The 14,800-nt window shown below is 71.2% G+C and carries 12 protein-coding genes; 4 read left to right on the top strand and 8 right to left on the bottom strand.

Annotation, left to right across the window (positions count from 1 at the left end; all coding sequences use genetic code 11):
• Positions 1-5: 5 nt before the first annotated feature.
• The 3 genes from EDD39_RS23455 to EDD39_RS23445 are packed head-to-tail and all read right to left on the bottom strand — an operon-like array spanning position 6 to position 3,144.
• On the bottom strand, positions 6-875 hold the full coding sequence (locus tag EDD39_RS23455; protein ID WP_123559021.1) for a carbohydrate ABC transporter permease: 870 nt from the start codon (positions 873-875) through the stop codon (positions 6-8).
• Positions 872-1,795 carry a carbohydrate ABC transporter permease gene (locus tag EDD39_RS23450; protein WP_123559019.1) on the bottom strand — a complete coding sequence of 308 codons (924 nt, stop codon included), beginning with the start codon at positions 1,793-1,795 and terminating at the stop codon, positions 872-874. Before EDD39_RS23450 ends, EDD39_RS23455 begins: the two co-directional genes overlap by 4 nt.
• Positions 1,792-3,144, bottom strand: a complete 1,353-nt coding sequence (locus EDD39_RS23445) for an ABC transporter substrate-binding protein (RefSeq protein WP_123559017.1) — start codon at positions 3,142-3,144, stop codon at positions 1,792-1,794. Before EDD39_RS23445 ends, EDD39_RS23450 begins: the two co-directional genes overlap by 4 nt.
• Positions 3,145-3,344: 200 nt before the next feature.
• On the opposite strand from EDD39_RS23445, the gene EDD39_RS23440 reads away from it, so the two are divergent.
• The 4 genes from EDD39_RS23440 to EDD39_RS23425 all read left to right on the top strand — a co-directional run bounded on the left by EDD39_RS23440 (position 3,345) and on the right by EDD39_RS23425 (position 9,048).
• Positions 3,345-5,690 (top strand): carbohydrate-binding protein, encoded by a 2,346-nt coding sequence (locus tag EDD39_RS23440; RefSeq protein ID WP_123559015.1) that lies wholly within the window; start codon positions 3,345-3,347, stop codon positions 5,688-5,690.
• A 276-nt stretch (positions 5,691-5,966) separates the two neighbouring features.
• Positions 5,967-7,286, top strand: coding sequence for an ABC transporter substrate-binding protein (locus tag EDD39_RS23435; protein WP_123559013.1), 1,320 nt, complete (start codon positions 5,967-5,969; stop codon positions 7,284-7,286).
• Between the two features lie 5 nt (positions 7,287-7,291).
• Complete coding sequence (locus EDD39_RS23430) at positions 7,292-8,221, top strand: carbohydrate ABC transporter permease (protein ID WP_123559011.1); 930 nt, start codon at positions 7,292-7,294, stop codon at positions 8,219-8,221.
• Positions 8,221-9,048 carry a carbohydrate ABC transporter permease gene (locus EDD39_RS23425; protein ID WP_123559009.1) on the top strand — a complete coding sequence of 276 codons (828 nt, stop codon included), beginning with the start codon at positions 8,221-8,223 and terminating at the stop codon, positions 9,046-9,048. Before EDD39_RS23430 ends, EDD39_RS23425 begins: the two co-directional genes overlap by 1 nt.
• Before the next feature lie 226 nt (positions 9,049-9,274).
• Here EDD39_RS23425 and EDD39_RS23420 read toward each other — a convergent pair whose 3' ends face one another.
• From EDD39_RS23420 to EDD39_RS23400, 5 genes are all read right to left on the bottom strand, one after another.
• Positions 9,275-9,574 carry a hypothetical protein gene (locus EDD39_RS23420; RefSeq protein ID WP_123559007.1) on the bottom strand — a complete coding sequence of 100 codons (300 nt, stop codon included), beginning with the start codon at positions 9,572-9,574 and terminating at the stop codon, positions 9,275-9,277.
• Between the two features lie 128 nt (positions 9,575-9,702).
• The gene (locus EDD39_RS23415) at positions 9,703-11,178 is read right to left on the bottom strand and encodes a glycoside hydrolase (protein WP_123559005.1); all 1,476 of its coding nucleotides are present in this window, start codon (positions 11,176-11,178) and stop codon (positions 9,703-9,705) included.
• Between the two features lie 73 nt (positions 11,179-11,251).
• On the bottom strand, positions 11,252-12,427 hold the full coding sequence (locus EDD39_RS23410) for a mandelate racemase/muconate lactonizing enzyme family protein (RefSeq protein WP_123559003.1): 1,176 nt from the start codon (positions 12,425-12,427) through the stop codon (positions 11,252-11,254).
• Between the two features lie 57 nt (positions 12,428-12,484).
• A complete protein-coding gene (locus tag EDD39_RS23405; RefSeq protein WP_148089502.1) occupies positions 12,485-13,804 on the bottom strand; it encodes an MFS transporter in 1,320 nt (439 codons plus the stop codon).
• A 77-nt stretch (positions 13,805-13,881) separates the two neighbouring features.
• Positions 13,882-14,775 carry an SMP-30/gluconolactonase/LRE family protein gene (locus EDD39_RS23400; RefSeq protein WP_123558999.1) on the bottom strand — a complete coding sequence of 298 codons (894 nt, stop codon included), beginning with the start codon at positions 14,773-14,775 and terminating at the stop codon, positions 13,882-13,884.
• Positions 14,776-14,800 lie beyond the last annotated feature (25 nt).

The raw sequence follows: 14,800 nt of genomic DNA, 5'->3' as shown, positions 1-14,800 counted from the left end.
GGCGGTTACTCCTTGACGGCGCCGGCCAGCAGGCCGGAGACGAAGTGGCGCTGGAGGGCGAGGAAGACGATCGCCATCGGGATCGCGGCGACGGCGGTGCCGGTCATGATCGCGCCGTAGTCGGTGTCGACGACGCCCTTCAGCGAGGCGAGGGCGACCGGGATGGTCAGCGAGGCGCTGTCGCGCAGCACGACCAGCGGCCAGACGAAGTCGTTCCACTGGAACAGGAACAGGAAGATGCCGAGCGCGGCGAGCGCGGGGCGCATCGGCGGCAGCACCACCCGCAGGAAGAGCCGGAACTCGCCGCAGCCGTCGATCCGTCCGGAGTCGAGCAGTTCGTCCGGGATGGTGCCCATGGACTGGCGCATCAGGAAGATCCCGAAGGGCAGTGCCAGGTTGGGCAGGATCACCGCCTGGTAGGTGTTGAGCCACTCCAGGTCGGCCATCATCTTGAACAGCGGGACCAGGGTGACCTGGTTGGGCACGACCAGGCCGAGCATCAGCAGTCCGAAGATCGCGTCGCGGCCCTTGAAGCGGTACTTGGCGAAGGCGTAGCCGGCCAGCGTGCAGACGGCTCCCGCGCACAGGGTGTAGACGACGGCGATCAGCAGCGAGTTGAGCACCACCCGGCCGAACTGCGCGGTGGTCTGCAGGGTGCTCAGGTTGTGGAACAGGTTGCCGCCGGGGGTGAGCGGCGGCGGGGAGTCGAAGATCTCGTTGCTGGTGTGGGTGGCGGCGATGACCAGCCAGTAGAACGGGAGCAGGACGGCGGCGAGCGCGATGGCCAGCCCCCAGGTGAGGCCGATGCTGTTGCGCAGGCGGCCGGGGGCGCCCTTGGCTCGGCGGGCGGCGGCGGTGGCCGGGGTGGTGCTCATGACTTGTCTCCCAGCACCTTGAACTGGATCAGCCCGAGGATGCCGATCAGGATGGCCAGCGCGTAGGCGATGGCCGAGGCGTAGCCGAAGTCGAAGTAGGTGAAGGCGTTCTGGTACAGGTAGACGCCGATGGTCAGGGTGGCGTTGTCCGGTCCGCCGTGGGTGAGGATGAACGGCTCGTCGAAGATCTGCAGGGTGCCGATGGTGGACAGCACGGTGGTGAGCAGCAGCGCGGGGCGCAGCCCGGGCAGGGTGACGTGCCGGAACGCCTTCCAGGGGCCGGCGCCGTCGACGGCGGCGGCGTCGTACAGCTCGGCGGGGATCGACTGCAGCCGGGCGAGCAGGATGACGGCGTTGTAGCCGGTGTAGTGCCAGGTCAGGGCGAGGGCCAGGGAGATCTTCGCCCAGAGCGGGTCGGTCAGCCAAGGCACCGGGCCGATGCCGGCGAAGTGCAGCAGCCAGTTGACCAGGCCGTACTTCTCGTTGAGCAGGACCGAGAAGATCACGCCGTAGGCGACCAGGCCGGTGACCATCGGCAGGAAGAAGCCGAGCCGGAACAGCGAACGGGCGCGCAGCAGCCGGGAGTTGAAGGCCACTGCGAGGGCGGTGGCCAGCGCGAGCATGATCGGGACCTGGATCACCAGGATGACGGCGGTGTTCTTCAGCGCCGTCCAGAACAGCGGGTCGTGCAGCAGTCGGGTGTAGTTGTCGCCGCCGACGAAGGTGTCCGTCCCGTCGACGCTCTTGTACAGGCTGAGGACGAGGGACCAGCCGATCGGGTAGAGCTTGAACGCGGCGAACAGGGCGACGGCCGGCAGCACGAAGGCGTACGGGGCCAGCCGTCGTCCGGTCAGGCGGGGCGGCCCCGACCGGGGGGCCGCCTGCTGCCCGGTGGGCCGCTGGGTGGTGGCGGTGCTCATCGGACGACCCTGCGGCCCGTCTGCTGGGCGAGCTGGTCGGCGGCCTGCTTGAGCACCTCGGCCGGGTCGGCGCCCTTGAGCAGCACCTTGGTCTGGGCGTCGGTGACGACCTTGAGCGCGCGGGCGTAGTCGGAGCTGTAGTTGACGGCCGGGGAGGGGGCCTTGAGCGCGTCGAGGAACACCTCGCCCTTCTGCTGGCCGCCGAAGAACTCCGACGGGGTGTGGAACACCGGGTCGTCGTAGGCCTTCATCAGAGCCGGGGCGATGCCCTTGTCCTTGTAGATCTTCACCAGGTTCTCCGGCCGGGTGAGGACGAACTCGACGAACTTCCAGGCGGCGGCCTGCTGCTTGCTGCTGCCGGCGATGCTCAGGTAGGTCGAGTTGACGGTGGCGGCGGTGGAGCCGCCGCGGCGCACGGCCGGGGGCAGCCGGACGCCCCACTTGCCCTTCTGGTCGGGGACGGTGTCCTCGATGATGCCGCCGTACCAGGTCGGCATCGGCAGCACCGCGCAGGTCTCGGCCTTGATCGCGGCGATCTGGGCGTTCCAGCCGCCGGAGAGGTCGGCGACCAGGCCGGCGTCGTTGAGCTGCTTGATGATCGTCATGGCCTTGACGGACTCGGCGGAGTCGAGCGTGATGCCGCCGTCCAGGTCGAAGTAGAAGGCGCCCTGGAGCTGGAGCAGCATCTGGAAGAAGTTGGCCGCGTCCGGGATGGAGGCGGGCTTGTCGAGGCCGAGCAGGTACTTGCCGGTCTTCGCCTTGACGACCTTGCCGGCCTCGATGGCGTCGTCCCAGGTGGCGATGGACTTCACGTCCACCCCGGCCTGCTCGAAGATGTCGGAGCGGTAGTAGAAGCCGCCGGAGTTGGCCTCCATCGGCAGGGCGCTGACCTTGCCGTTGCGGCCGACGGCGCTCTCCCACACGCCCGCGGCGAAGGCGTCCTTGTAGGTGTCGGCGCCGAGCCGGCCGAGGTCGGCCAGGCCGTTGGGGAACTTCTCGGTGTAGCCGGGCAGGTAGTCGATGCCGATGTGCATGACGTCGGCGAGGCCGCTGCCGCCGGCCGCCAGGCCGGTGGTGATCTTGTCCCAGATCGCCGGGTTGCCGATGTCCTGGACGGTGACCTTGATGTCCGGGTACTGGGCGTTGAAGGCCGGGACCAGGGCCTTCATCTCGGCGGCCGGACTGGCCCAGCTCCAGACGGTGATGTCGCCCTTGGTGGCCGAGCCCTCGGCCCCGGCGCCACCGCCGCTCCCGCTGCCCGAGCCGCTGCAGGCCGCCAGGCCGGACAGGCCCGCTCCGACGGCGAGGGCGCCGCCCGCTCTCAGGACGCTGCGACGAGAGATGTCCATGATCGAACCACCTTGTTCCAGGTCGGCTCTGGTGCCGACTGGGCAGGACGCTAGCAACCCCGCGATCCGACTTGCAAGATGTCATTGAAAATACGGCGACGTATATGACATTGAAACATTGCAAGGGTATTGAAGGCTGCCATCCGGACTGTTAGCGTCCGCCCATCGCATCCGTCACCCCACCCTGACCGGAGCTCCCCATGCGTCCTGCGCGCCCTGCCCGCCTCACCCTGCTGGCGGCCCTCCCCCTGCTGGCGGCGCTCGCCCCCGCCACCGCTCCCACTGCGGCCGCCGCCGCCACCGCCGTCCCGGCCATCGCCAACCCCGGCTTCGAGAGCGGGAGTTCCGGCTGGTCCTTCACCTCCGGGAGCGGTGTGGCGAGCAACCTGCCGCACTCCGGCGGCCAGCTGGCCTACCTGGACGGCGGCACCGGCAAGAAGGTCTCCCAGACCATCACCGCCCAGGGCGCCGGCGTCTACGACGTCTCGGCCTGGATCGCCGCCGGCGGCGCCGGCGGCGCCTTCACCGTCCGGGTCAACGGCACCGTCGCCGGGACGGTCGCCCCCGCCGTCCGGGCCGCGTACGCCCGCTACACCGTTCCCCGGATCGCGGTGAAGGCCGGCGACCAGCTGGAGATCGCCTTCGAGTCCGGCAGCTCCTGGCTCAACGTCGACGACGTCTCGCTCGCGCTGTCCGGCCCGGCCGTCACCGACCCGGGCTTCGAACAGGGCGGCTCCGCCTGGCAGTTCACCTCCGGCACCGGCGTGGCGACCAACAACCCGCACGGCGGCACCAAGCTGGCCTACCTGGACGGCGGCACCGGCAAGAAGGTCTCCCAGACCATCACCGCCAACGGCCCCGGCACTTACGGCTTCTCGGCCTGGATCTCCACCGGCGGCACCGGCGGCGCCTTCACCGTCCGGGTCAACGGCACCGTCGCCGGGACGGTCGCCCTGCCGTCCCGCTCCGGCTACGCCCGCTACACCGTCGGCCGGGTCGCCGTGAACGCCGGGGACCGGATCGAGATCGCCTTCGAGTCCGGCAGCTCCTGGATCAACGTGGACGACCTGATGGTCTCCCCCACCCCGGCGACCCAGCCGAAGGCCACCTCCTCCGACCCGAAGATCGCCGAACTGTTCGCCTGGGCCACCGCCAAGGCCGACAGCTGGGTGCAGCTCCCGGGCGCCACCGGCCCGGTGAACGTCGACGAGAACCACACCGGCGGCACCGGCAGCACCACCTACGAGGCCTCGTACTGGGCGGGCTACGCGCACCGCTCCGCCTTCTACGGCCGCGACGCCGCCCACCAGGTGGACGGCGCCGCCGCGCTGGGCCTGCACACCGAGAACCGCAGCATGCTGGGCGCGTTCGCCGCTACCGCCACCGCCGAGCAGAAGTACTACCCGGTCTGGTCGCTGAACTTCGACGACCGCACCAACCTGTCCATCGACTACTACGGCCCGGACAGCTTCGTCCGCGAGGTGCCCGCGACCTTCGAGCTGGTCGAGAAGGCCGACCGGGCCTACCGCTGGAGCGGCGACAGCTCCTACGTCACCGACCCCGCGCTGTGGTCGTACTACCAGCACGCCACCAACGAGTTCATCACCCAGCACGACTCCGCCAAGCCCAACGGCGTCGCCGAGGGCACCGGCAACGGCATCTTCTCCGGCGCGGCCAGCTACGACGAGGGCGGCGGCGAGCACTTCGCCGAGGCCGGCGACTCGATCGGCTCCCAGTACCAGGCCCTGCTGGCCGTCGCCGACCTGGCCGCCGGCCGCGGCGACAGCGCGCTGTCCGCGCAGTACGCGCAGAAGGCCGCCGACCTGAAGAGCTACTTCAACACCACCTGGAGCGGCACCGGCAGCGGCGCCTCGATGGTCCGCGGCTACAGCACCAGCGGTGCGGCCATCACCGGCTGGGGCAAGGAGAACTCCTGGTTCATGCCGATGAAGAAGATCGTCGACGCGGGCCCGCGCAACGACGCCTACCTCGACTACATCGACCAGCAGTCGCAGGGCGCCGACAAGCCCTCCAACATCGAGGCGTACACCTACCTGCCGGACACCTTCTTCGCCTACAACCGCAACGACACGGCCTGGAAGTGGATGCAGTACGTCTACGACCGCCGCAACGACCAGCACGTGGTCACCAAGCAGGGCCCCGACGGCGACTACCCGGAGGTCTCCTTCACCCTGGTCAGCCAGACCGTCCAGGGCCTGATGGGCGTCGACCCGAACGCCCCCGCGCACACCCTGGCCACCGCCCCCCACCTGCCCACCGGCACCTCCTGGCTCCAGCTCGACGACCTCCCGATCGGCCGCAACACCTTCACCCTCCGCCACGACGGCACCACCAAGTCGACGCTGACCAACAAGACCGGCACGGACGGCTACACCTGGGAGGCCCGGATCCCCGGCAGCTACGGCACGCTGACCGTCAACGGGGCTTCGCGGAGCGCCGCCACCAAGACGGTCGACGGCACGACGTACACCTACGTCACCGTCCCGGTCGCCCCCGGCGCCACCGCCACCGTCCAGGCCCCCTGACCCGGGCCCACCACCGCGCGGGCGGCCGGGGAGCGGTTCGCTCCCCGGCCGCCCGCCGCCGTTGGGGGCGGAGCGGTGGCGGGTTGGAAACGAAACGGCAACGCCACTGGCGTGCGTTTCGTATATCGCATACGTTAACGCCAGGTTCCGCCGAGACGAAACGCCCAGTCGTCGTCCGGTCCGTACCCCGGCCGCTCCGTCGGCCCCCCTTCCCCGTGCACCTCTCCCGGGGCGGCCCTCCCACGCGGCCGTCCCGTCCCCCGAGGAGATCCACCCATGGCACCACTCCCCCGCCGCCTCGCCGCCCTCGCGCTGGCGTCTGCCTGCCTGCTGTCCGCCGCGGCCTGCTCCTCCTCCGGGGCACCCGCCACGGACGCCAACGGGCGGGCCGTCGTGAAGTTCTGGTCGATGCCGTACTGGATCGGCGACGACGCCAAGGTCAAGCAGCTGGTCGACCAGTTCAACGCCTCCCAGGACAAGGTCACCGTCCAGCTCACCCAGCTGGAGTGGAAGGACGGCCGCGACAAGATCAAGCAGGCCATCGCGGCCGGCAACGGCCCCGACGTGTGGCTGATGAACAACGGCCTGGAGCTGGACTACCTGAAGGCCGGCTCGCTGGCCCCGCTGGACAAGCTCGGCTACACCTCCGCCGACACCGACAAGTTCCTGCCGCTGGCCAAGGTCGACGAGTACGAGGGCAAGCAGTACGGCGTCCCGCTCTACTTCGACGTCGACGTCATGCTCTACCGCACCGACGTCTTCCAGCAGTACGGCGTCACCGCGCCCCCCAAGACCTGGGACGAGCTGAAGTCCACCGCGAAGAAGATCACCGACGAGTCGGCGGCGGCCGGCAAGAAGGTCAGCGGCTGGCAGTTCAAGGGCATGGACGACCACCTCAACGCGATCAACTCGACCTGGGAGAGCTTCCTCTGCCAGGCCGGCGGCAGCCTGACCTCCCCGGACTACGCCACCTCGACCCAGGACACCGAGGCCGGGCGCACCGCCATGGAGTACATGAAGTCCTTCTACACCGACAAGGTCTCCCCGACCGGCACCAGCGCCCTGAACGGCTTCATCAGCGGCGAGGTGGCGATGTTCCCGTTCTTCCAGTCGGTGATCGCCAACGTCCAGGCCGGCGGGGACAAGACGGCCGGCAAGTGGGCGGTCGCCCCGATGCCGGCGGGCCCGAAGAGCGGCTGCTCGATGGTCGGCGGCCACAGCCTGGTGGCCCGCTCCGACAGCCGGAACCTGAACGCCGCAGGCGACTTCATGCGCTGGCTGGCCTCGCCCGAGCGCAGCGCCCAGTACATGGACTTCCACGCGATCTTCCCGTACGACCTGGCCAAGGTGGACCCCGCGGTGAAGGCGAGCGTCGACGAGAAGGTCAAGGCGGACCCGAACTGGAACGCCATCTTCGAGCAGCTCTCGCGCAACACCCCCGACCTGCTGCTGCAGGACCGGCACGCCTTCCAGGCCCGCTGGGACGCGCAGAAGGCGTCGGTCGTCGCCGGCGTCAACGGGCAGCAGCCCGTCGACAAGGCGCTGCAGTCGATCGACGCGCAGGTCGGCCAGGCCCTCGACGGCGAGAAGAAGTAGCCGCGATGGCCTCCCTGACCGATCTGCGCGCCCACCGGCGCGGCCAGGTCGCGGACGGACGGCGCCGGAGCACCCCCCGGCGCCGCTCGTCCGGCACCCTGGCCGGCTGGCTGTCGGTGGCGCCCGCGCTGCTGGTGATCCTCGGGTTCACCTTCTACCCGATGGTGCAGTCGATGCTGCTGAGCACCGACCACTGGAACCTGCTGGGCCCCAAGACCTTCGTCGGCGCCGACAACTACCGCACCATCCTGGCGGCCGGGTCGTTCCGCGACAGCATGGTCAACACCGTGGTGTTCACCGCGATCACCATGGTCGGCACGTACGTGCTGGCGCTGGCCACCGCGATGGCCGCCAACCGCGAGCTCGCCTCCGCCCGGCTGGTGCGCACGGTCACCGTGCTGCCCGCCGTCATCCCGATGGTGGTGGCCGGCCTGGTGTGGAAGTGGATGTACGAGCCCGACCACGGCCTGGTGAACACGATGGCCGGCCTGTTCGGCGCGGACGGCGCCCGCTGGCTGTTCGACAACCACCTGGCGCTGCCCGCCGTCGCGGTGGTGAGCATCTGGAAGGAGTTCGGGATCTACGCGCTGATCCTGCTCGGCGGCCTGCAGCGGATCCCCGACGAGATCTACGAGGCCGCCACCATCGACCGGGCCGGCCCGTGGCGGCAGTTCCGCTCGATCACCCTGCCGATGCTCCGCCCGGCCAGCGCCGCGGTGTTCCTGCTGCTGCTGTTCAACTCCTTCAAGGTGTTCGACCAGGTCTGGGTGATGACCGAGGGCGGTCCCGGCAACGCCACCCTGACGGTGGTCACCTTCATCTACACCAAGCTGCTCAGCGACGTCGGCGTCGCCTCCGCGGCCTCGGTGGTGCTGTTCGCCGTCCTGCTCGCCCTGACCGTGCTGCGGCACTGGACGACCCGGAAGGAGTCGTGATGGCCAAGCCCGCCCGCGCCCGCCGCCCGCTCTCCACGCTGTGGCTGGTCGCCGTCAGCGTCTTCGCCGGACTGCCGGTGCTGTGGATGGCGCTGACCTCGTTCCAGTCCATGGACGACCTGGTCGGCACCGGCCGGCACCTGCTGCCCGGCCACCTGTCCTTCGACGCGTACGGGGAGGTCGTCCGGGCCTACCCGTTCCTGCAGTGGTTCCTCAACTCGGTGCTGGTCGCGGGCGCGGTGGTGGCCGGCAACCTGGTCTTCGACACCCTGGCCGCCTACGGGCTGTCCCGGGTACGCTTCCGGGGCCGGCAGGCGGTGTTCACCCTGATCCTCGCCACCCTGATGATCCCCACCCAGGTCATCCTGGTCCCGCTGTACCTGTTCATGCGCGACCTCGGCTGGATCGACACCTACTGGGCGCTGATCGTGCCGTTCCTGGCCAGCCCGACCGGGATCTTCCTGCTGCGCCAGCACCTGGTCACGCTGCCCGTGCAGCTCGACGAGGCCGCCGCGATCGACGGCGCCGGGCGGCTGCGCACCCTGGTCAGCATCCTGCTGCCGAACTCCTGGTCCGCGCTGGGCACCGTCGCGGTGCTCAAGTTCATGTGGACCTGGGGCGAGTTCGCCTGGCCGTCGCTGGTCACCAACGACGAGCTGCTGCGCACCCTGCCGGTGGGCCTGGCCCGCTTCCAGAACCAGTTCGCCCCGCGCTGGGACCTGCTGATGGCCGGCTCCGTGCTGGCCGCGATCCCGGTCGTGCTGTGCTTCGTCCTTCTTCAGCGGACCTTCGTGCGCGGCATGACCGGCGGCGCGGTCAAGGAGTAGCCCGCCCCGCCCCGCCCCACCACCCGGGCCCGCCCGGTGCGCCAGACGCACCGGGCGGGCCTTTCCACGTGCCCGGGCGGGGGCCGTACGGGGGATCGGGCCGGACGGCGGGGCCTCTGCACGACCTCCGCTGCACGACCTCACCACTGTCCGACCGGGCCTGCCGTCGGACACGACTGCGCCCCGCACCCCCCGGACGGGACGGGGTGCGGGGCGCAGGGGCGGTTCAGCGGGTGCGGGTTCGGTCCAGGCCGTCCGCCTCCCAGCGGTGCACGTCGGCCCCTTCCCCCGTGGGGGCGGCGCCCGCCCGGGCGGCCTGTCTGCCGGCCGCGGCGACGGCGTCCGCGGCGGTGGGCGTCCAGTGCGCCGAGACCCGCAGGCCGGTGCGGCCGTCGGCCAGGGCGGTGGGCAGGGTGACGATCCACGGCGGCCCCCAGACGTGCGGAAGGCGCGCCGACGGGGTCGGCGCGCCTTCGGGTGCGGGGCGGACTGCGGGGGCGGGGGCGGGGGCGGAGAAGCAGGACACGGTGTCCTCCGGGGCGGTGCTCGGTGGGTGCGGCGGCGCGCACCGCCCGTCAGGGCGGGGGCGGTGCGCGCCGCCGCGGCTTGCGGGGCCGCCCCGGGCCGGTGGGGACCGGGGCGGCCGGGGGCGGGTCAGGGGTTGCGGACCCAGAACTCGATGGACAGCGGCGGGACGGTCAGGGTCAGGCTCGGGCCGGTCTTGAAGCCCAGGGACTGGTTGTTGGTCGAGGGGCCGTAGCGGTGGCCCTCGAAGGCGGCGGCGGTCTGGGTGTCGACGGTGTAGGTGAAGGAGTCGGTGGCGGAGCGGTTGGTGATGGCGAAGACGGGCTTGCCGGCCGGGGTCTTCCAGGCCATGATCCGCTGGTCGCGCAGGACGGCCGACTCGTCGACGCCGTAGCGGACGGAGTCCCACGGCATGTACTTCACGAAGCCGGCGACCGCGTTCCAGTTCTGCGGGTTGAAGTCCCAGTGGCCGACCGGGATGTTCGGGAAGTGGCTGAAGTCGGTGTCGCTCGGCGGCCGCCAGAAGCCGAGCGAGTAGCCGGGCGACTCGGCGTTGGTGGTGGGCTTGAGGGCGTGCAGCCAGAACCAGGTGGGGGCGTCCTGGAAGACCATCCAGTTCATGATCGACTGGGCGGTGTTGATCGTCCGGACGTCGGAGGTCTGGTTGTCGAGGTACTCGAACTCGTTGTTGAAGACCGGCTTGCCGAACGCCTGGCGGCGGAAGTCGTTGTCGATCTGGTAGTTGGAGTCGTAGCCGATCCGGTGGTACGTCCAGGCGTCCACGTAGGAGAGCGCGGTGGAGTCGGCGATGATCGCCTGCCCGATCGCGCCGCCCCAGCCGTCCTGGCTGTCGGCGGTGACCGTGACGTTCGGGTACTTCGACTTGATCTTCGGTGCGACGGCCTTGAAGGTCGCCAGGTACTGGTCGGCGCTGTAGACGCAGGAGGAGTAGGGGGTGGAGTTGCGCGGCTCGTTCTGCAGGCCCCACATCGACACCGGGATGCCCTGGGCGGTGAGGTGGTCGAGGTCGCCGACCAGCGCGTCGCCGAAGTCGGCCAGGAACTGGGCGTCGAAGGAGGCCAGGCTGCCGCCGATGTAGGAGTTGTTGGACTTCCAGCCGGGGGCGGGCGACCAGTACTCCACCGAGGTGCCCTCGATGTGGGCGCGGCTCATCATGTCGGCGAGGCCGGCGCCCTGGCCGGGGAAGCGGTCCTGGATGTGCTTGCCGGTGGAGTCCAGGCCCCGGTAGTACAGGCCCATCGCCAGCCGGCAGTAGCGGAAGCCCCGGTCGGAGCGGCCGCCCATCAGCATCTGCTGGTAGAAGCGGGTGAGTTCGGAGTCGGTGAGGTCGTGCGGGACGCCGCTGACGGTGTCCGGCAGGCCGTTGTTGCCCGAGCCGATGGAGTCGGACTGGATCTCGAAGCCCAGGCCGAGGATGGTCTGCTTGGCGGCCTGGTCGAAGCGGATCGTGTAGCTGCCCGCGGTGGCGGCGGCCGCCGTCGAGGACAGGTTGAGCAGCGGGGAGAGCGCCGCTCCGGCACCGGCTATCGCGGCACCGCGCAGCAGGGAGCGGCGGCTCATGCCGTTCGGCTCGGGCAGGGCCATGGTCTACCTCCGGATGGGTGGGGGTGGGGGTGAAGGCGACAGGGGGTTCGGGGGCCCGGGTGCTGACGCGGGGTCAGAACCGGGCGACGGTGTAGCGGTCGACGGCGTCCTCGTCGAGGTCGAAGCCCAGGCCGGGGCCGGTGGGGACGGTCAGCACCCCGTCGGCGAACTTCGGCGGGTTGAGCAGGATCGCCTCGCGGATCGGGTTGGGCAGCCGGTTGTACTCGTAGGTGCGCAGGTTGGGGGTGGCCGCGCACAGCTGCAGGGCGGCGCACAGGCTGACGCCGGAGCCGACGCCGTGCGGGGCGATGTCGACGTGGAAGGCGGAGGCGAGCGCGGACAGCCGCATCGCCTCGGTGATGCCGCCGCACCGGGCGACGTTCGGCATGAAGACGTCGATGGCCCGGTTGAGCAGGGAGTCGCGCAGGTCGAAGCGGGTGAAGTGGGTCTCGCCGTTGACCACGGTCAGGCCGGTGCGGCGGCGCAGTTCGCCGAGGTTGGCGAGGTCGTCGACCTGGAGCGGCTCCTCGTACCAGGAGATGCCGAGGTCGGCGAGGACGGCGCCGACCCGGGTGGCCTGGTCGAGGTCGTAGGCGCAGTTGACGTCGGTGAGGATCTCGACGTCCTCGCCGACGGCGGCGCGCACCGCGCTCAGGTGGGCCCGGTCGGTGCGCTCGCCGCGGCCGATCTTGACCTTGAGGGCCTTGAAGCCTGCGTCGACGAAGCCGAGCGCCTGGCGGGCGGAGTCCTCGGGGTCGGCGTGCAGGGCGACGGGGCTGGCGTAGCAGGGCACCGTCTCCCGGATCGGGCCGCCGAGCAGGCGGTGGACGGGCTGTCCGGCGAGCTTGCCGCGCAGGTCCCACAGGGCGAGGTCGATGCCGGCCAGCGCTTCGAGGTAGAAGCCGCGGTTGTGGCCGCCGGCCGCCTGCCCCTTGTAGAGGCGCTCCCAGATCGCGCCGGTGGCCAGCGCGTCCTGGCCGATCAGCAGCGGGGCCAGGACGGTGGCCACCACGGTGGCGGTGACCTGCGGGGAGGGCAGGCCGTACGCCTCGCCGATGCCGACCGTGCCGTCCTCGGTGTGGACCTTGACCAGGGTGGCGTACTGGCCGCGGCGGGGCAGCACCAGGTGGCTGGAGGCGGGGTAGCGCAGCCAGTCCGGGACCTGGTCGGGCGAGTCGTAGAGGTCGTCGAAGCTGGCGGACAGGGCCAGGGCCTCGACCTTGGTGATGCGCAGCGGCTGGGTGCTCACGGGGTTCTCTCCTGCGGGGGTGGTGCGGGCCGTCCTCGGTCGGGAGGGCGGGACGGGTCAGGCGTGCTCGGCGATGTCGCCGCGCGCGGTCTCGCGGCCGCTGAAGACGGCGACCGCGGTGATCAGGCAGCCGGCCACGACGTAGAGCGCGACGGGGGCGATGGAGTCGGTACCGGCGACGAGCGCCGCGCCGATGAAGGGGGTGGTGCCGCCGAAGATCGCTCCGCCGAACTCCCGGCCGACGCTGACGCCGCTGAACCGGACCCGGGCGTCGAACTGTTCGGCGACCAGGGCGGCCTGCGGGCCGAAGACCATGTCCTTGCAGATCGGGATGGCCAGCACCAGCGCCAGGAAGACCAGCGGGGTGCTGCCGGTGCCCAGCAGCCAGAAGAACGGGTAGGCGTAGACGACGGTGCAGGCCAGGCCGATGGAGACCATGGTGCGGCGGCCGATCCGGTCGGAGAGCCAGCCCCAGAACGGGATGGTGAGGATCTCCAGCGCCCCGGCCAGGGCGGCGGCCCACAGCATGGTCGACTTGGGGATGCCCAGGTTCTTGGTGGCGTAGGAGAGGCCGAACGCCTGGATCAGGTAGGCCCAGACGAAGCCGGAGGCGGTGATCCCGAGGACCCGCAGGACGGCGGCGGGCTGCTCCTTGATCACGGTCAGGAACGGGAAGCGGACGGTCTCGGCGCGCTCCTCGAGTCCGGCGAAGACCGGGGTCTCCTTGATGCCGCGGCGCAGCCACATCCCGAACAGCACCAGCACGAAGCTGAGCAGGAACGGGATGCGCCAGCCCCAGGTGAGGAAGGCGTGGTCGGGCAGCAGGGCGACCAGGGCGAAGACGGCGGTGGCCAGCACGGAGCCGGCGCCGGTGCCCATCGCGGGGATGGAGCCGAACAGGCCGCGCTTGCCGTTGGGCGAGTTCTCGACGGTCAGCAGCGTGGCACCGGCGAACTCGCCGCCCACCGCGACGCCCTGGCAGATCCGCAGGACGATCAGCAGGATCGGGGCCCAGACGCCGGCGGTGGCGTGGGTGGGCAGGACGCCGACCAGGGTGGTGGCGACGCCCATGCCGAGCATCGTGATCAGCAGCACGTACTTGCGGCCGATGCGGTCGCCGAGGTGGCCGAACAGGATGCCGCCGATGGGGCGGGCGGCGAAGCCGACGCCGAAGGTGGCGAAGGAGGCGAGGGTGGCGCCGGTGGAGCTGGAGCCGAAGAAGAGCGGGCCGAAGACCAGGGCCGAGGCGAGGCCGTAGAGGTTGAAGTCGTACCACTCCATGACGGTGCCGACGGTGGCGGCGGCCATGGTGCGCCGGGTGGTGGCGCGGGGGGTGCTGTTCACGTGGGTGCTTCCGGGGTGTGCTGTGGTGGTCACGGGGTTCTCCCACCGGGCAGGGGGTGGCTTGCACCACTCACAGTATGCGATATACGAAATTCGGTCCAGAGATGGAATCAGGCTTTGCCGTTTCGTGTCCCGGCGGTGTCGCGGTAGGCGAGCGCGGGGGGCGCGGCCACCTCCGAGCGGCGGGCCAGCACCGCCCCGGCCCGGGCGTCCGGCTCGGTCAGCCGGTGCCGGGCGGTGGTGGCGAACATCAGCCCGCCGCCGAAGGCCACGCTGCTGACGTGCGGCGTTCCCACCCCCGAGGCGCCCAGCAGGCGGCCGTCGGGGGCGTGACAGCGCACCGTCCCCGTGCCCCAGGCGGCGACCCACAGCCGGCCGCGGTCGTCCACGGCCATCCCGTCCGGGCGGCCCTGGGCGGGTGGCAGCCGCACCAGCATTCGGGCCGGGCCCAGTTGCCCGGTGGCGGGGTCGACCGGGTGGGCGGTGATCTCGCCGCGGGCGCTGTCGGCGAGGTAGAGCACCGCGCCGTCGGGGGAGAACACCGGCCCGTTGGGCACGCTCAGCCCGTCCAGCACGCGGTGCACGCCGCCGTCGGGGTCCGTCCGGTACAGGCTTCCCGCCCCCTCGGCGGCGTCGGCGGCCATGCTGGTGGCCCAGAACCGGCCCGCCGGGTCGCAGCCCGCGTCGTTCATCCGCATCGGACGGCCGGCCCCGGCCTCCGGGCGGGCCAGCCAGCGCGGCGGCGCCCCGCCCGGGGTGAGCCGGACGATCCCGTCGCCCGCGGCGGCGATCCACTCCCCCGGCCTGCCCGCGACCGGCGCGGCCGCGCCCAGCGGGACGCCCAGGTCGGCCAGGGTCTCCAGGCGCTCCGGCCACTCCGGGTCCCAGCAGTGCAGGGTGCCGCGCAGCAGGTCGGTGTAGTACAGCCGCCCGTCGTGCCAGCGCGCGCCCTCCGCCAGCTGGTGGCGGGCCGGGCCGACCGGCCGCCAGTGGTCCTCGCGCATCGGCGACTCCTCCTCATTGGGTACG

Source organism: Kitasatospora cineracea (genome assembly GCF_003751605.1).
GTDB lineage: Bacteria > Actinomycetota > Actinomycetes > Streptomycetales > Streptomycetaceae > Kitasatospora > Kitasatospora cineracea.
This window is presented reverse-complemented; position numbering and strand designations above follow the sequence as displayed.